Source organism: Streptomyces tibetensis, assembly GCF_040647715.1.
In the GTDB taxonomy this organism is placed as follows: Bacteria; Actinomycetota; Actinomycetes; order Streptomycetales; family Streptomycetaceae; genus Streptomyces; species Streptomyces tibetensis_A.
Genome location: NZ_JBEZCR010000016.1, coordinates 129,165 through 146,544, shown reverse-complemented (window position 1 = coordinate 146,544; position 17,380 = coordinate 129,165). Strand labels below are relative to the sequence as shown.

Below are 17,380 nucleotides of genomic sequence, written 5' to 3'. Positions count from 1 at the left end.
CCGGCAGGGAAGCCGGCTCCCCCGTGGGCAGCCTCACAGGTCGGCCGGGATTGCGGGGGAAACGGAAGAAAACATATCTTGACCGCCTGCTTTTCAGGTTCATCAGGTGGAAGGTGCCTCCGGTGGGACGTCGCGAGAAGCCGGTCGACCCCGACGCCGGTCCCGTACAGCGGCTCGCGCACGATCTCCGTGTCCTGCGGGAGAAGGCGGGCAAGCCGCCGTACCGGGAGATGGCCAAGCGGGCCGGCTACTCCCTCACCGCGATGTCCCAGGCGGCAGCCGGCGATCAGCTCCCCTCGCGGGCGGTGGTGAGGGCGTACGCCGAGGCACTGGATGCCGATCCGGACGAATGGGAACGGCGCTGGCGGGATGCGGACGCCGAGGTCCGGGTGCCCGCGCCGGACGAGAGGCCGCCCTACAGGGGACTGGCCCGTTTCGAGCCGGACGACAGTGGCCTGTTCTTCGGCCGGGACGCACTCGTCACCGACCTGATGGAGTGGGTGCGCGAGCACCGCTTCGTGGCGGTGTTCGGCGCATCCGGAAGTGGCAAGTCGTCGCTGCTGAGAGCGGGGCTGATCCCGAGACTGCGGCAGGCGGAGGGCGCCGGGCGGCCGGCGGCGATCCGTGTGCTCACCCCCGGTGAGCGGCCCGCTCTCACGCACGGGAAGGTGTTCCTCCCTCGCGACGGCGACGGGGAGACATGGGTGATCGTCGACCAGTTCGAGGAGCTGTTCACCCTGTGCCACGACCGTGCGGAACGAGACAGGTTCCTGGATCTGCTGCTCGCGGCCCGTCGGCCGGAGAGCCGACTGCGCGTGGTGATCGCGGTCCGCGGCGACTTCTACGGCCACTGCGCCGATCACCGTGAACTGGCGGAGACCCTTCGCCGCGCCGCTCTGCTGATCGGGCCGATGAGCCGGGACGAACTGCGCGAGGTGATCACCGGCCCGGCCGCCTCCGTCGGCCTGAACGTGGAGCGCGCTCTCACCGCCCGCATCATCGACGAGGTCGTGGACCAGCCGGGCGCACTGCCCATGCTGTCCCACGCACTCCTGGAGACCTGGCACCGCCGCCGCGGTCGGTTGCTGACCCTGGCTGCCTACGAGAAGACGGGCGGCGTACGCGGCGCGATCGCCGCCACCGCGGAACAGGCGTACGGCGGGCTGACGGCAGAGCAGGGCAGGACTGCCCGGCGCATCCTGCTGCGGCTGATCGCACCCGGGGACGGCACGTCCGACACCCGCCGTCCGGCGTCCCGCGGTGAGCTCGGCAGCGGTGCGCACGACGTGCTGGAACGTCTCGTCGCCGCCCGTCTGGTCACCCTGGACGGCGGCACGGTGGAACTCGCACACGAGGCGCTGATCACCGGCTGGCCGCGTCTCGCCGACTGGATCGAGGAGGACCGGGAGCGGCTGCGAGAGCGGTGCCGGCTCGGTGAGGCGGCGCGCGGCTGGGAGGAGTTGGCAGGTGACTCCGGCGCGCTGTACCGGGGCACACGGCTCGACCGGGCCGAGGAACTGTTCGCCCGGCGCAGGAACGAGGACCGGCCGGCGCAGCCGGAGGACGATCTCACGGCACGGGAACGAGCCTTCCTCACCGCTTCCCTCGCCGCCCGGGACACCGAACGGGAGTCCGAGGCCCGCTCCGCGCGGCGGACGCGCTCACTGATCGTCGGTCTGTCCGTCTTCCTCGTGCTGGCACTGACCGCCGGCCTGGTCGCCCGGCAGCGTGATCAGGTGAGCCAGGAGGAGGCCGCCAAGGCCGCCGCCCGCCGCCTGGCCACCGTGGCCGGCAGTCTGCGCTCCACCGATCCCCGTACCGCCGCCCTGCTGGGCGTGGCGGCATGGAGGATCGCCCCGCTCACCGAGTCCCGCTCGGCGCTGCTGGGCGCTCTGGCGCAGCCGGAACGCGATGCCTTCACCGACCCCCAGGCCGGCAGGGACGTCCGGCGGTTCCTCACCGACGGCGGCCGGACGCTCGTCAGCGTCGACGGCTCCACGGTGACCGCCCGGAACGTGGCGACGCACAAGGTCACCGCTTCTCACCGTCTGCCGAGCGGTGGCGAGGTGGCCGACGTGGGGCCCGGCTCCCGGTACCTCGACGTCATCGGGCCGGACGGAGGCGAGACGTTGTGGGACCTTGCCCGGGGCGGATCCGCGGCCGAACTGGGCGACGCGTCGCTGCAGGCCAGTGCGCCCGACGGGAGCGCCTATCTCAGCGCGCCACCGGACGGCCCGGGCGCGGTCCGGCTGCGCCGGACGCACGACGGCAAGGTCCTCTTCACCACGGATGTCGGGCGCACGCTCACTTCGGCGGCCGTGGGCCCCGGTGGACGTCTGGTCGCCCTCTGCCCCGCCGAAGGGCCGCTCCAGCTGTGGGACACCTCCGGCCGGGGGCGACTTCCGGGATCCTGGGACAAGGCGGACGCGACCGTGTGCGGCACCGGCACCGGCGCGGACGGCGGCGCACGCCTGCTGCGGTTCAGCGCGGACGGCGGACGACTGACCGCCGTCTACGGCACGAAGGCCGTGGTCTGGGACACCCGCAGCGGACGCACCGTCGCCGAACTCGGCAGTGACGGGGTCACCGGCTTCACCCAGGCCGCCCTCTCCCCCGACGGCGAGTTCCTCGCCACGGCGGACGACCACGCGCTCACCGTGTGGCGACTGGGCACCGGCGGCACGCAGGTCTTCCTCCGGCCGCTGTCCAAGGACGCGGCCGTCGGGCTCACCTGGGGCCCGGGCAAGGCCCGCCTCCTGCACTACCTCGACGGGGCCACGGTCCACTCCTTCGACCTGACCGACCGTCTCACCCCGCCCTGGCAGAGCACTCCGGCCGACAGGGGCGCGCTCAGTCCGGACGGCGCCGCCCTGGCCACCGTCGCCCGCTCCGGCGGCCGCTACCGTTTCGAGCTGCGTTCGACCCGCACGGGTGCGGTCCTCGCCCGCGCGACGCTGGGCACACTGCCGGGCCTGTCCGACGAGGACGTCCCCCTGCCGGCCTTCAGCCCGGACGGTGGATCTCTGGCCGTTGCCGACACCGTGTCGGCGCACGGCGTGCAGCGGCTGCGCTACACCGTGTGGGACGTGCGGGCGCACCGGGTGCGTACGGTCCTCGACACCTCCGGTGCCGTCGACCGGCCGGCCACCGCCCTGGCCCCGGGGCCCGGCGGACGGACGGTGCTGGCGGTCCGCTCCGCCACCGACGTCTCCACCACGGAGGTCTGGGACACCCGCGACCACCGGCGGTCGGGGGCCGTGCGCGGTCTCTCCGGGGCGGCACTGGCCGTGCGACCCGACGGGGATCTGCTCGTGACCTCCGACGATCAGTACGCCGATCCCAGGACCGGGAAGGTCTCGGGGCGTGCGCTCGCCGACGGCCGCCAGGTGACCGCGCTGGCGTTCAGTCCCGACGGCACCCGGCTCGCCGTCGGCGACTCCACCGGCCACGTCACGCTGTGGGACGGCGATGTCCGTCACCGTGCGGGTGCGCTGACCGGCACCTCCGACACGGCCACCCAGGGCGAGCCGGAGGCGGTGGGGGCGCTCGCCTTCTCCTCCGACGGCGGCACGCTGGCGGTGGGCGGCGCGAACGGAACCCTCCGGCTGTGGGACACCGCGACCCAGCAGCAGCTCGGGGCGGACCTGCCCACGCCCGGCGACGAGATCCGCTCCGTCGCGTTCGCCGAGGACGGCCGGACGGTCTACGCCGCGGGCCCCGACGTGCGTCTCCAGCGTTTCCCCATCGCCCCGGACCTGGCCGTCCGCACCATCTGCGCCCGGACCGGTGGCGGGCTGACCGAGGCGCAGTGGCGGACCTACGTCCCTGACGCGCCGTACGAGAACGTGTGCGCCAAAAGCGGCTGAAGCACCTGAAAGGTGTGGAACCACCCGGGGACCGGATTGTTCAGGGTGGCTTCGCGGGTCGCTGAAAAACACCTCTGACCTGGACGATCAGTGACCAGAACGACCGCGGCGCTCCCTCGGGGGCGTCCGGACATCCCCTCAGTCAGGTTCTGGTCCCATGCGCACTCATGCCCTCGTCCCCTCGCTCCTTCTGCTCGGCGCCCTCTCCTTCACGGCGGCCTGCTCGTCCGGATCGGACAGCTCCTCGGATGTGACAGGCGCCGACGGCCGGCGTGGCTCCACCGCCACTCCGTCACCGGTCCCCAGCGTCGATCCGTCGAAGATCAAGCACCTGCGGATCGTCAGCCACAGCAGCGAGCAGAGTTCCTGCCCCTTCGCCACGAGCTATCCGGACGTGCCCGGAGCCGAGGCGATGACAGCCGCGATGCAGAAGGACGTGGAGAAGCGCCTGACCGGCTTCCGTTCGGGGCAGTGCGAGGACGGCACGTCCGGCGCGCGGTCCCCCGAGCTCAACATCAGCCACCAGTTCCTGGTCGCCTCCGGCGATGTCCTCGGTGTCCGCCTCAGCACGCAGGACCACAGCGCCGCGGCGTCCGGGCTGTCCACCAGGACGTACTGGTACGACGGCAAGGCCGACGCGTACCGCACGGCCCTCGGACTCGTCGCGGAAGGCTCCCGGGACGCCTTCATCACGGCCCTCAAATACCGGCTCAAGGGGCGCGAAGGTGTCGACGCCGCCGCCCTCGACGACACGTTCTCCGACCCGGCCTCCCGTACCGCCGTCCTGGACGACATGGCGATCACCGCCGACGGTGGACTGCGGGTGAACCTCGACCGCGGTGACGTGGGCGTCCCGGCAGCCGGGGCCCGGACGGTGACCCTCTCCAGGAAGACGGTCACGCCCTGGCTGTCCGCATTCGGACAGCGTGTCCGGCGGCAGACGATGACCCCCAGCCCTTCGCTCGACCTGGGTGTGCCCCGCACCTCCACGCCGACCGCCCCCGCCCCCACCGCCTCCGGTGACGACAACACCGACTGCAGGAAGGTCATGTGCATCGCGCTGACCTTCGACGACGGACCGGCGGCGCCGGAGACCGCGACCCTGCTCACCTACCTGGCGCAGTACAGGGCGCGCGCCACCTTCTTCACCGTCGGCCAGAACGTCGCCGCCCACCCCGACCTGGTCCGCGCCGAGGCCCGCGCCGGACACGAGGTCGGCAACCACTCCTGGAACCATCCCGATCTCACCAGGCTCACCCCTGCGCAGGTCGCGTTCCAGCTCAACCGCACCAGTGCCGCCATCAAGGCCGCCACCGGCAAGGCTCCCACCCTCTTCCGTCCGCCCTACGGCGCCGTCAACGCCCGGGTGAAGGCCGCGACCACGCTCTCGCCCGTGCTGTGGGACGTGGACACGGAGGACTGGAAGTACCCCGACGCCGACAAGGTCGCCCGGAGCGTCATCACCGAGGCGCGGCGCAACGGCGTCGTCCTGATGCACGACATCCACCCCACCTCGGTCGCCGCGGTCCCGCAGATCCTCCGCACGCTGAGCGCCCGCGGCTACCACTTCGTCACGGTCAGCCATCTGCGGGCCACCCTCTGAGCCCGAACTCCCCCGCACGCCGACACACTCCCCCCACAGGTGGTACGACGCGTAGTTGCTCACGGCCAGATTGGTCGCCCAGCTGCCCCAGCGCTTGCCTGAGGGGTTGATCGGAAGCGGACAGGATGCCTCGCGGTCGCCGGGCCGCGCTGACGACTTGGCGACCTTACTGACCAGTCACCGGAACAGACGGTCGAGGTAATAGTCGATGGCGGCGGTGGCTTGTTCGGGGGTGCGCAGACCCAGGACGACGGGTGGACCCTGCGAGTCGGCGAGGCCGAAGAGCAGTTCCGCTTCCCTGTCGGGGTCGCGGTCCGGCGCGATGTCGCCCGCTTCCTGGGCCATGCGGACGAGGTCGGCGAGGAGCCGGTAGAGGCGGGGCAGCCCGTCGACGTAGTGGGTTCGCAGGTTGGGGTTCGCCAGCATGCGGATGAGGTATGCGACGCCGACGAGCCACTCTCGGCGCCGCCGGTCGTCTCGGGGAATCGTCTCCAGCAACACCCAGCGCAGCGCCTCCCGGGGGGTGGGATCGCCCTCGGGCCATGCCTGCTCGTTCCACCTCTGCTGCACCAGCCAGTCCTGGTACTCGATCGCATAGGCGAGCAGTTCGTCCTTGTTGGCGAAGTAGTGCTGGATGCGCCCGGCCGAGACACCCGCCCGTGCCGCCACGGCCCGCACGGAGATCGCTTCCAGCCCCTGGTCGGCGACGATGTCCAGCAGCGCCTCGGCGATCTGGTCCCGGCGCGCCTTGTGGTCTACCTGTCGCGGCACGTCGACGGGCACCTCCCTTCCTCGCGTTCGCCTTCCTGGTCGCATCAGCCTATTGCCGGTTTGGCAATACGAACGTATTGTAAAAAATGGGCCGCCCGCACACTGCGGCGGCAAGGGGGAGAGGACCGGACCATGTCGAAGCGACGCTCCACCACCGGCGCCGTACTGGGCGCGGCCCTCCTCGTGGCGGTGACGGGCACAGCGGACGCGGTGCAGACCTCATCGGCGACGGCCGCGCAGCACGCGCACAGGCAGCATGCTCACGGTCAACACAGCGAGACCCGGTCGGCCACCGCCCGCACACGCCAGGGCCTCCTGGAGGGGGTGACCGCCGACGGCGTCACCACCTATCAGGGCATCCCCTACGCGGCACCCCCGGTCGGCCCGCTGCGCTGGCGACCCCCGGCCGCGCCATCCGCCTGGACCGGCACGCGGACGGCGGCCGAGCCCGGACCGGCCTGCGCACAGCCCGAGGTGGCGGACTCCGCGGAGGACTGCCTGTACCTCAACGTCACCACGCCCGCTGACGAAGCGGACCGCGCGGCCCCGCGGCCGGTCGTCGTCTGGTTGCACGGCGGGGCCTTCAGCTCGGGCTCCGGGGATCAGTACGACGCCACCCGGATGGCCCGGCAGGGCGACGTCACGGTCGTGACGGTCAACTCGCGCCTGGGCGCCCTGGGCTTCTTCGCCCATCCCGACCTGCCCGACTCGGGGGCGTTCGGCCTGCAAGACCAGCAGGCGGCGCTGCGCTGGGTACGGGACAACGCAGCCGCGTTCGGCGGTGATCCCGGCAACGTCACGCTCATGGGCGAGTCCTCCGGAGGTGCGAGCGTGTGCGCTCAGCTCGCCTCTCCCAAGGCCCTCGGACTCTTCCACCGCGCGGTCGTCCAAAGCGGCTCCTGCCTGCAGAACTGGCCCAGGAACACGCTCGCGCCCGGCGACCCCGCCGCCACCTATTTCGCCCACCAGGACACGCTGGCCGCCAAGGGCCGCGGCGCTCTGGGCTGCCGCAGCCTGAAGTGCCTGCGCGCCAAGCCCACCAAGGACGTGCTGTCCCTCAACGGGCGCTTCCACCAGCCCGCCTACGGGACGAGTGTCCTGCCCCGATCGCCGGCCCGCGCGCTCGCCGCCGGTGACGTCCACCGCGTGCCCGTCCTGCAGGGCAACACCCGCGACGAACACCGCTTGTTCACCGCCCTGTTCACGCTGGACGGGCCGATGACGGCAGCGGACTACCGCCGCCTGCTCACCGAAACCCACGGCCGGCAGCGAGCGGCCCGCATCGCCCGCGCCTACCCGCCCGGTGCCACGCCCGCGCTGGCCTGGGCCAAGGTCGGCACCGACCGCAGCTGGGTGTGCCCCACCCTGGCCGCCGACCGGCTGCTGGCCAGGCATGTCCCGGTCTACAGCTACGAGTTCGCCGACCGCCACCCACCCGCGCCCGACCTCCGCCCCGACTTTCCGCTCGGCGCCTACCACAGCGCGGAGCTGCCCTACCTCTTCGGCATGGGCGACCTCCGCCTCGACGACGGGCAGTCCGCTCTGTCCCGGCGCATGATCGCCGCGTGGACGACGTTCGCCAGAACCGGCACGCCCGGCGACGACTGGCCGCTCTTCCCGCACACCCGGCAGCTGGCTCGGAACGGGTTCTTTGGTGTGGACGCGGCCGCCGAACACCGCTGCGCCTTCTGGTCGCGCAACTCCTGACGCCCGTGATCCGCACACCTCCCGCCGACCGTACGAACGAACCCCTACGGAGGGCCCCATGAACGACGTCGCCGCACCGCTCGCCGAGGCCGACTACATCGGCGCCACCGCCCACGAGCTGCGCGAGAAGCGAGCAGCGGCGAAGATCGCCGCCGGCATCAACCAGAAGACCCTCTTCCAGCGCCGCGGCCGGATCATCCTGCGCCCCGACCTGCTCGTCCTCACCGGCTGGGCCGACGACGGCGACCTCACCCTCACCCGCGCGGACGTCACCGCGGCAGAAACCCGCTTCACCCACCTCTACGGCCGCTTCCTCGGTGGCCTGCTGAACGCCGGCCGGCCCCTCATCCTCAACACCACCCATGCATCGGCGGAAGAGGTGTACCTGCTCGTCAACCACCGCGGCTTCCTGGAGACCACGGACGACCGGGCCTGGGAGAAGCACATCGAGCGGTGGCGCCGCGGCTGAAGCCCCGGGAAACGAACGTCTGCCGACATTCGCTCCCGGTCGGTCCGGGTGAAGCCGGTGGCAACCCGTTCGCTTCGACGGCGCGCCGCCCCGGCCCGGCGGCAGGACCGGCGCGTCGGGCCGATGAGTTTGCCGGTTGCCTGAAGTCTTGCTTGTGACAAGCCCGCCCCGTAGGCGGATCAGGACACGCCGGATCCCGGTGCATGGCGGAGAGACGGAGGCCAGGATGAACAATCCGATTCGGCTGTACATGACGATGTCGCTCGACGGCTACATCGCCGGCCCGGACGATCGACCCGGGCAGGAGCTCGGACGCGACGGTGGACGGCTCTTCAACTGGCTCGACGACCGTGAGTCCGACGGTCCGAGCGGCCAGGTCTACCGCGAAGCGACAGAGACCGGCGCGGTGATCTCCGGCCGTCGGACCTTCGAACTCGCGAGGCGCTGGCAAGGCGACCACCACGACGGCGTACCGATCTTCGTCCTCACCCACCAGGTGGATGACGGTGACGTGCCACCCGGCCACGCGCGTTTCGTCACCGATGTCGAGGAGTGCGCCCGTCAGGCTCGTGCGGCCGCAGGGAACCGGCCGGTCATGGTCCACGGGGCGGGGGCGGCCCAGGCACTCCTGCGAGCCGGGCACATGGACGAGATGGAGATCCACCTGGTGCCGGTCCTCCTCGGGGAGGGGCGACGGCTGTTCGACCACCTGGGTGGTGAGCACATCGAACTCGACCTGGTCCGCCGGCTCGAGGGCCGCGACGTCACGCACCTCCGCTACCGGGTGCACCGGCCCGAGGAGGCCGCGTGAAGACGCTCTTCGTCTCCTACCGTGTCACCGACCTGGACCGCTCGCTCGGCTTCTACACCGCCCTGGGCTACGCCGAACTGGGCAGGGTCGAGGCCGGCGACGGGGCTCGCCTCGTGATCCTCAAGTTCCCCGACGAACCGGCGGCCTCACTCGAACTGGTCCACCGCCCCGGCGACGCACCGGTCGACGTGGGCAACGGCTTCGACCATCTGGCGATCCAGGTGGAAACGCTCGCCACCACCCTGGAAACACTGACCGAGGCCGGCCTGCGGCCCGAGCACCTCCAGCACCCGGGCGGCCCCCACGGCCCGAAGACATCGTGGCTCACGGACCCGGACGGATACCGGATCGAGTTGGTGGAGTGGCCGTCCGGACATCCCGACGGCATCACCGCGGAGGACTTCGCTCAGTGATCAAGCTTCAGGCGTCGGCCCGGGCCCGGCCCGAGGAATTTCGATCGCCAACGAAGCACGCCCCCCTCCCCCTGTCCCCGGGGCACGGGCCAGGCTCGCATTGACGCTCGTGCGCCCGGGTGCCAACCTCGGCACCTGCAGGTGACGATTCGAGAAGTGGCGAGGGCAGCAGGGGATTCCCGCCCACGGTGTCCCTGGCGCTGACTCCGGACGGGACCGTCAGCGCGGGCACCCGGGAGCGGGTCCAGGCCGCGGCCGACCGGCTCGGCGACCAGCCGAACCGCGCCGCCCGCCGAGTTGTCCTCCCACTGGACCGAAACGGAGACCGCATGCCTTCCGACACCGCACGCCGCCGCTGCGCCGTGGTGGGACTGGGCGCCCGCGCCCGGATGTTCACCGCGGCGCTCGCCGGTCCCTATGCGGACCGGATCGACCTGGTGGGGTTCTGCGATGTCAATCCACACCGCATGGCCGTGCACAACGAATGGATCGGCGCGTCGGTACCCGCCTACCCCGCCGAGGACTTCACTGTGATGCTGCGCCGCGAGCGGGTCGATCTCGTGGTCGTCTGCTCGGTGGACCGGACCCACGACCACTACATCGTCGAGGCTCTGGAGGCCGGCTGCGACGTGGTCACCGAGAAGCCGATGACGACGGACGCGGACCGCGCCCGACGCATCCTCGACGCACAGCGGCGCACCGGCCGTCAGGTGCAGGTCGCCTTCAACTACCGCTACAACCCCGTGCACGCCGCCGTCCGGGAGACCCTCGCGGCCGGGGAGATCGGCGAGGTCGGCTCCGTGCACTTCGAATGGCTGCTGGACCTGCGGCACGGTGCCGACTACTTCCGGCGCTGGCACCGCGACAAGGCCAACTCCGGTGGTCTGATGGTGCACAAGGCCACCCACCACTTCGACCTGGTCAACTGGTGGCTGGGCACCGAGCCCGAGACGGTGTACGCGCAGGGCGGGCTGTTCTTCTACGGCGACGAGGCGGGCACACGGCGCGGCCTGGCCCGCGACTACGAAAGGGCGCACGGCTCGCCGGCCGCTGCGGACGACCCGTTCGCCGTGCGGATGGCCGACTCGCCACTGCTCTCCGCGCTGTATCTGGACGCGGAGGCCGAGGACGGCTACCACCGTGATCAGAACGTCTTCGGGCCCGGGGTGACGATCGAGGACGACATGGCGGTGCTGGTCCGCTACGCGACCGGCGCCACCCTGACCTACCACCTCACCGCCTATGCCCCGTGGGAGGGGTACCGGATCGCCTTCAACGGCAGCGAAGGCCGCCTCGAGCTCCTGGTGGAGGAGTCCACCTGGACTCGCCCCCGGGTACGGATCCAGGGCGGGAGTGCCGTGTTGCACGGAGAGGCGGTGGGCGACACGGCGGGACGCACGGAGCTGATGCTGCGCCGGTTCTGGGAACCGCCGCGCGAACTGAAGGTGCGGACCGGGGAGGGCGGCCACGGCGGCGGGGACGTGCGCATGCTCGAGGATCTCTTCGGCGAACCCGTGGCAGACCCGCTGGGCCGGGCGGCGGACGCGGTCGACGGGGCACGTTCACTGGTCACGGGCCTTGCCGCGAACCAGTCCTTCGAGTCGGGGGACCCGGTGAGCACGCGGACCCTGCTCGATGTGTGACGTGCCCGCCCCGGGGTTCTACGACCGGGCTCGGTCGACGTAGGGGCGACCTGGCGCTGCATCAGGGAAGGGCCTGCTCCGCCCAGATGACCTTGCCGTCGGCCGTGTGCCGGGCGCCCCAGCCCTGGCATGTCTGGGCCACGAGGAGCAGACCGCGGCCGCCCTCGTCGTAGGTGGGGGCCCGCCGCATGTGCGGGGCGGTGGTACTGCCGTCCGACACCTCGCAGATGAGGGACCGGTCGTAGATCAACCTGAGCTCGATGGGGGGTTCGGCGTGCCGGATGGCGTTGGTGACGAGCTCGCTGACCACCAGTTCGGTGACGAACGCGCAGGCGTCGAGGCCCCATTCGGTCAGTTTCCGGGACGCGTTCTTGCGGGCCACGGCGACCGCGGCATGGTCGGGTGGTACGTCCCAGGCGGCCACGTGGAACGTGTCGAGGGCGCGGGTGCGGGCCATGAGGAGGGCCACGTCGTCGGCCGGCCGTTCCGGAAGCATGGTCCGCAGCACCGCGTCGCAGGTGCCCTCGAGTGAGTCATCGGCGGCCTGCAGTGTGCGCAGCAGCGTGTCCATGCCGTCGTCGATGTCACGAAACCCCGCCTCGACGAGACCGTCGGTGTACAGCGCGAGCACGCTGCCCTCGGGCAGTTCCCGTTCCACGGCCTCGAAGGGCAGACCGCCGAGCCCCAGCGGGAGCCCCGCGGGTACGTCGAGGAACTCCGCCCGCCCGCCCGGTGTGAGCAGCGCCGGGACCGGATGCCCCGCGCGTGCCAGGGAGCATCTGCGGGAGACCGGGTCGTACACCGCGTACAGGCAGGTGGCCCCGATGTCGCCGGTGCCGTCGGCGTCCGCGGCCAGGTGGCTGACCAGGTCGTCCAGGTGGGTGAGCAGCTCGTCGGGAGGGAGGTCGACGTCGGCCAGGGTTCTGACGGCGGTCCGCAGCCGCCCCATGGTGGCCGAGGCCTGGATGCCGTGGCCGACGACATCGCCGACGACGAGTGCGACGCGGGCACCGGACAGCGGGATGACGTCGAACCAGTCCCCGCCCACCCCCGCCTGGGCGCTGGCGGGCAGGTAGCGGGAGGCGACGTCGAGGGCGGACTGCTCGGGCAGCCGTTGCGGCAGGAGGCTGCTCTGCAGAGTCAGCGAGGTGGCGCGCTCCCGCATGAACCGGCGGGCGTTGTCGATGCAGAGGCCGGCTCTGTCGGTGATCTCCTGGCCGAGCAGCAGGTCGTCCTGTTCGAAGGCTTCGGGGTTGCGATGACGGGAGAAGGTGGCCACCCCCAGGGTGAGACCGCGAGCCCGCATGGGTACGGCCAGCACGGAGTGGAAACCGAACCGGCGCATCCGTTCTCCGCGATCGGGGGTCTGGCGCAGCACGTGCTCCATGGCCTCGGGGGTGACCTGCTGGATCAGTGGCCGGCCGGCTGCCAGGCACTCGGCCGCGGTCGACCTGTCCGGATAGACGGCCACGGTCCCGTTGGGGACCACGGCCTCGGGACAGCCTTCGAGAACCGACTGGTGGGCGACGCGGCGCAGCCGCACGGGGCCGTGGGGGGATCCCGTGGGCGGGTCGTCGCCGTCGTCGATGGACGGCAGCAGGTCGACGGTGACGAAGTCGGCGAGCCGCGGCACGGCCACGTCGGCGAGTTCCTGTGCGGTGCGGACCAGGTCGAGCGTGCTGCCGATGCGCAGGCTCGCCTCGTTGAGCAGGGCCAGCCGCTGCCGGGCCTGGTGCTGCTCGGTCATGTCGTGCGCCGAGAGCAGTACCCCCTGTGCCCGGCCGTCGCTCGCCCGGACCGGGGCGAGGGAGACGGTCCACACGCTCGGGCGTTCATGGCCTGCGAGCTGCAGCGACATCTGGAGGTCCTGCCGCTCACCGGTGTCCAGTGCCCGCCGCATGGCCTGCTCGGCGCGGTCGGCCTGAGGGTGGTACACGATCTCCGAGACACGCAGTCCGCGCATCGCCTCCTCGGGCAGGCCGATCACCCGTTCCATGTCGGCGTTGGCCCTGACCAGTCGCAAGCCGTTGTCGTACAGCGCCGTCGTGCAGGTGGACTGGGTGAAGCTCCTCCTGAGGAACTGGTCGTCGTCGGGGCTCACGCCCAGCCGGCTGACCGCCGTGAGCAGCAGCCATTCCTTGCGGCCGCCGTCGTTGCGCCGGAGGTGGGCCAGGAGGTTCACGGTCAGGGGATGCCCCTCGCGGTGCAGGAGCGCCGCCGCGCCGTGCCACCTGGGGAGGGTGAGCAGGGAACTCAGGAGATCGGGCGGGGGCTCGTCGGCGAGCAGCGCGGCCCCCGGTCGGCCGACCACGTCCGAGGCCCGGTAGCCGAGCAGTCTGCGCGCTCCTTCGTTCCATCCCGTGACGACCCCGCGCTCGTCCACGACGGCCTGTGCGGTGAGGGTGTCGTCGACCTGGCCCTCAGGCGGTGCCCCGCTGCCTTCGCCCGGGACGGACGCAGATCTCGCCATGGCTCCTCGACCCGCCTCACCGACTAGGCATCCTTACTGCTTCGTTCTGATATGCCCCAAGAATGACAAATATCTCCTACCCCAGGTTGAATGGCCACGGAGGCTGACAAGCAGAACGTGCCTACCGACCAGGGCGGAGGTCGTGACCATGTCTGTCGACGGCGAGCGGAGCTGGCCGGACGCGGCCGAGTGGGCCGGGAAGATCTACAGCGAGGGCTGGCGGGCCGCGGAGGGCGGCACCCGCCGGGTCGTCGAACCGGCCACCGGGGAGCTGCTGGCGGAGGTGGGTGTGGCCGCTCCGTCCGACGTCGAACGGGCGGGGGCCCGGGCCGCCCGGGCCGCGTCGGAGTGGGCGGCGGCGACCGCGTCCGACCGGGTCGATGTACTGATCCGTGCGGAACGTGCCCTGCGTGAGCGCAGCGGAGCGATCCGTGAATGGATCGTCCGGGAGACGGGGGGCGTCCCGGCCAAGGGCGACTACGAGATCGCGGCCGGTCTCGCTCAGCTGCGGAGCGCGATCGGGCTCGCGTCGCAGCCCCCGGGTGAGGTCCTCGTGCCGCAGGTCCCGGGCGGGACGAGTCTGGCGTGGCGGGTGCCGTTGGGGGTCGTGGGGGTCATCACGCCGTGGAACGCGCCGCTGCTGTTCGCGATGCGGGCGCTGGCGCCGGCGCTGGCCCTCGGCAACACCGCGCTGCTGAAGCCCGACCCCCTCACCCCGGTCTCGGGCGGTGTCCTGGTCGCGCAGCTGTTCGCGGAGGCCGGGCTGCCGGAGGGCGTGCTGCACGTCCTGCCGGGCGATACGGCGACCGGGCGCGCGGTCGCCGCCGACCGCCATGTCGCGATGATCTCGTTCACCGGCTCGACCGGGGCGGGGCGGGAGGTGGCCCGTATCGCCGGCGAGGGGCTGAAACGCGTGTCCCTGGAGCTGGGCGGCAAGAACTCGATCGTCGTCCTCGACGACGCGGACGTGGAGGCGGCCGCCGCGGCCGGGGCCATCAGTTCGTTCGGCTACCAGGGCCAGGCCTGTGTGGCGGCCGGACGTCATGTCGTCCACGCCGATGTCGTCGAGGCGTACACCGATGCGCTGGTCCGGCAGGCGAAGGCGCTGCCGGTGGGTGATCCGCGGGACGAGGGCGTGGCGCTCGGGCCGGTCATCAGCGAACGGCAGGCGGCCCGGATCGCACGGATCGTGGACGAAAGCGTGGACGCCGGAGCGCGCGTGCTGACCGGAGGCGCCCGTGCGGGGCTCTTCTTTCCGCCCACCGTGCTGGACCGGGTCGACCGGTCCATGCCCGCCTTCCACGAGGAGATCTTCGGACCGGTCGCGCCCGTCGTCCCGTTCCGCTCCGAGGACGAGGCAGTGGAGATCGCCAACGACACGGCGTACGGCCTGACCGCGGCCGTCCACTCCCGGTCCGTGCCCCGGGCGACCGCCCTCGCGCAGCGCTTGCGCACGGGCATGATCCACATCAACGACGTGTCCGCCAAGGACGCCGCGAACGCACCCTTCGGCGGCATGGGGATCTCGGGCAACACCTCCCGCATCGGCGGCACCGCCAGCCTCGAAGCGTTCACGCAGTGGCGCTGGATGACGGCACCCGGGCCATCGTGACCGTCCCGGATTTCGGATGACACGGACAGCCGGCTCCACCTGCTGACGCACCGCACCGCTCGGCAGCAGGGGCGCGGCGCCTCCTAGGTGACGGAGGCGCCGCGTCCGTGTCGACGCCCCGCATGTGCGGGTGTCACGAGCCGCCGCGCCGGGTGTCGCGGACGAGACGCCAGTCCTGCGAACCGTCGGCGGCCGCGCTCTGGAGGGTCAGCGGCTCTCCCGCGGTGGCGCCGGTGAGGTACAGGCCGGTGTTCTCGACCGACTGGAGTTTGTAGGAACCGTCGGCGTTCTCGACGAGGTTCCAGCTGCCCGTGGGGCTGTCGTCGACCCACTGGCCGATCCGCTGGCCGGCCGTGGCGCTGCCCGTCCAGATGGCGGCGGCGCGTCCGCCCGACTTGTTGAGCAGCGTCGTACCGCCCTTCGGCTCGGTCACCACGTGCCAGTACTGGGTGTCCGGGTTCGCCGCGGCGCCGGCGTCCTCCAGGACCACGTCGGGGACGTTCCCGTTGCCGATGTTCGCGTCGTTGGTCCTGTTGCCGGTGCCGATCACCTGGCCGGTCTTGCGGTTGACCAGCCGGTAGTAGGTGCCGTCCGAGTCGCCGAGGTCGACCTCGGCGTAGGCGATCGTGGACGTGCCCTGGTTGTTGAGGATCGCGACGCGGCCGGTGCCGTCGACGTACTGGAGGTTGCGGCTGTAGCCGGCCGGCGAGGTCGTCTGGTACTCCGTCCACACGCCGTCGCTGCGTCCGCTGTCGTTGACCCAGACGCTGCCGCTGTTCGCCGCGTTGTACACCAGGCGCCCGTCGGGGAGCCGGACGAGGACCGGGCTGCCGCCGCCCGAGAGAGGACGGGAACCGGCGGTGACGGGCAGTGAGCCGACGGACATGCCGGTCTGGGAACCGCGGAAGAACTTCAGCGGATCGTCGGCGATCACGTACCGGGTGTTGGCCCCGCCGCCCCAGTACTCGAACGTCAGCATCCACTTGCCGTCGGTCGTGCGGACGACGTTGGTCATGCCCGGCCGGCCGCCGCCGATCTCGGTCTTGGCGCCGCCCATGTCCTGGACCGACCCGGCGAGGTCGACGACGGCGTCGCTCCACTTCGTGGCACTGCCGTCCCACGTGCGGTGCGCGAGGATCTGTCCGTGCGAGTCCGTGGCGGTGACGTTCGCGGGGTCCGGCTTCGGAGCGCCGGTCTTCGGGTCGAAGCCGAGGTAGTCGTTCTCGTCGGAGTAGTAGCAGACCAGCTTGCCCTTGTAGACCATCAGGTACGGCTCCCAGAGGGGGTCGACCTGCTTGGTCTTGTTGGCGTCGGCGACGTTCCGGCCGATGGCACCCGCGCTGCCGCCCTGCCATCCGCCCGTCGCGACGATGTTGAGGACCTTCCAGGTCCTGCCCTCGTCGGTGCTGGAGTACAGGGCGATCGCCAGGTCGCTGCGGTCGCCGTCGTAGCTCGGCGTCCAGCTCGGGTCGGCGGCCTTGTGCTCCGTGTAGTAGGCGTCGTCACCCGACACGACGCTCGCCAGGAGCAGCGTGCCCGCCTTCAGCTTTCCTACGCTCTGCGGCAGCACGTAGAGGTAGGGGTTCGTCCAGTTGCTCGTGTATGTGGCGTACTTGGGGTCCTTCGAGAGGTAGGCGGGTGCCGTGACCTCGGACAGCGGCTGCCAGCTCGTGCCGTGGTCGTCGCTCTTGTAGACGGGCAGGGTCTGGCCGTCGGCGCTTCCCGACTCGGTGACGACCGTGGACTTCTCGAACGAGGCGACCAGGCGCCCGCCGGGCAGCTGTGCCGTCTTCGGGTAGACCGCGCAGTTGCCCCGGCCCTTCAGGCACGGCTCGCTGCCGAGCTGGTACAGGATCCCGCCCGTCGGGTTGTACGCCTGCGCGCTCCCGGCGGGTAGCGCCAGCAGCGCGGAGGCCGCGGCGAAGGTCCCCAGGGCCCTGACGGTTCTGGTCGTTCTGGTCGTTCTGGTGGTCCCTCTCGGGGACGACCACGGTGCGGCTCGGTTCATCGGTGGT

At 71.6% G+C, this 17,380-nt stretch carries 11 protein-coding genes; 8 read left to right on the top strand and 3 right to left on the bottom strand.

Features of this window, described 5'->3' with window-relative positions:
* Positions 1-122 precede the first annotated feature (122 nt).
* Positions 123-3,866 (top strand): nSTAND1 domain-containing NTPase, encoded by a 3,744-nt coding sequence (locus tag AB0B29_RS33875; protein WP_362245899.1) that lies wholly within the window; start codon positions 123-125, stop codon positions 3,864-3,866.
* A 157-nt stretch (positions 3,867-4,023) separates the two neighbouring features.
* Positions 4,024-5,469, top strand: a complete 1,446-nt coding sequence (locus AB0B29_RS33870; protein ID WP_362245897.1) for a polysaccharide deacetylase family protein — start codon at positions 4,024-4,026, stop codon at positions 5,467-5,469.
* Between the two features lie 177 nt (positions 5,470-5,646).
* Here the strand turns inward: AB0B29_RS33870 and AB0B29_RS33865 are convergent, their stop codons facing one another.
* The gene (locus tag AB0B29_RS33865; RefSeq protein WP_362245895.1) at positions 5,647-6,240 is read right to left on the bottom strand and encodes a TetR/AcrR family transcriptional regulator; all 594 of its coding nucleotides are present in this window, start codon (positions 6,238-6,240) and stop codon (positions 5,647-5,649) included.
* Between the two features lie 132 nt (positions 6,241-6,372).
* On the opposite strand from AB0B29_RS33865, the gene AB0B29_RS33860 reads away from it, so the two are divergent.
* The 5 genes from AB0B29_RS33860 (at position 6,373) to AB0B29_RS33840 (ending at position 11,283) form a co-directional block, all read left to right on the top strand.
* Positions 6,373-7,947, top strand: a complete 1,575-nt coding sequence (locus tag AB0B29_RS33860; protein WP_362245893.1) for a carboxylesterase/lipase family protein — start codon at positions 6,373-6,375, stop codon at positions 7,945-7,947.
* Between the two features lie 58 nt (positions 7,948-8,005).
* Positions 8,006-8,416, top strand: a complete 411-nt coding sequence (locus AB0B29_RS33855) for a hypothetical protein (RefSeq protein WP_362245891.1) — start codon at positions 8,006-8,008, stop codon at positions 8,414-8,416.
* Positions 8,417-8,642: 226 nt separating this feature from the next.
* Positions 8,643-9,227: a dihydrofolate reductase family protein gene (locus AB0B29_RS33850; RefSeq protein ID WP_362245889.1), complete on the top strand. Its 585-nt coding sequence runs from the start codon at positions 8,643-8,645 to the stop codon at positions 9,225-9,227.
* Positions 9,224-9,640, top strand: coding sequence for a VOC family protein (locus tag AB0B29_RS33845; protein ID WP_362245887.1), 417 nt, complete (start codon positions 9,224-9,226; stop codon positions 9,638-9,640). Before AB0B29_RS33850 ends, AB0B29_RS33845 begins: the two co-directional genes overlap by 4 nt.
* 329 nt (positions 9,641-9,969) lie before the next feature.
* The gene (locus tag AB0B29_RS33840) at positions 9,970-11,283 is read left to right on the top strand and encodes a Gfo/Idh/MocA family protein (protein ID WP_362245885.1); all 1,314 of its coding nucleotides are present in this window, start codon (positions 9,970-9,972) and stop codon (positions 11,281-11,283) included.
* Positions 11,284-11,344: 61 nt separating this feature from the next.
* Here AB0B29_RS33840 and AB0B29_RS33835 read toward each other — a convergent pair whose 3' ends face one another.
* Entirely contained in the window at positions 11,345-13,753 is a 2,409-nt protein-coding gene (locus AB0B29_RS33835) for a SpoIIE family protein phosphatase (RefSeq protein ID WP_362245883.1), read from the bottom strand.
* A gap of 148 nt (positions 13,754-13,901) precedes the next feature.
* Between AB0B29_RS33835 and AB0B29_RS33830 the strand changes: the two genes are divergently transcribed.
* A complete protein-coding gene (locus AB0B29_RS33830; RefSeq protein WP_362245881.1) occupies positions 13,902-15,365 on the top strand; it encodes an aldehyde dehydrogenase family protein in 1,464 nt (487 codons plus the stop codon).
* Positions 15,366-15,498: 133 nt separating this feature from the next.
* On the opposite strand, the gene AB0B29_RS33825 is transcribed toward AB0B29_RS33830, so the two are convergent.
* Complete coding sequence (locus AB0B29_RS33825) at positions 15,499-17,373, bottom strand: RICIN domain-containing protein (RefSeq protein ID WP_362245879.1); 1,875 nt, start codon at positions 17,371-17,373, stop codon at positions 15,499-15,501.
* Between the last annotated feature and the right edge of the window lie 7 nt (positions 17,374-17,380).

What these genes read in the sequence shown, in the direction of transcription:
- AB0B29_RS33855 (WP_362245891.1), top strand. Translation starts at nt 8,006, where the DNA reads ATGAACGACGTCGCCGCACCGCTCGCCGAGGCCGACTACATCGGCGCC.
- AB0B29_RS33870 (WP_362245897.1), top strand. Translation starts at nt 4,024, where the DNA reads ATGCGCACTCATGCCCTCGTCCCCTCGCTCCTTCTGCTCGGCGCCCTC.
- AB0B29_RS33860 (WP_362245893.1), top strand. Translation starts at nt 6,373, where the DNA reads ATGTCGAAGCGACGCTCCACCACCGGCGCCGTACTGGGCGCGGCCCTC.
- AB0B29_RS33850 (WP_362245889.1), top strand. Translation starts at nt 8,643, where the DNA reads ATGAACAATCCGATTCGGCTGTACATGACGATGTCGCTCGACGGCTAC.
- AB0B29_RS33840 (WP_362245885.1), top strand. Translation starts at nt 9,970, where the DNA reads ATGCCTTCCGACACCGCACGCCGCCGCTGCGCCGTGGTGGGACTGGGC.
- AB0B29_RS33825 (WP_362245879.1), bottom strand. Translation starts at nt 17,373, where the DNA reads ATGAACCGAGCCGCACCGTGGTCGTCCCCGAGAGGGACCACCAGAACG.
- AB0B29_RS33835 (WP_362245883.1), bottom strand. Translation starts at nt 13,753, where the DNA reads ATGGCGAGATCTGCGTCCGTCCCGGGCGAAGGCAGCGGGGCACCGCCT.
- AB0B29_RS33830 (WP_362245881.1), top strand. Translation starts at nt 13,902, where the DNA reads ATGTCTGTCGACGGCGAGCGGAGCTGGCCGGACGCGGCCGAGTGGGCC.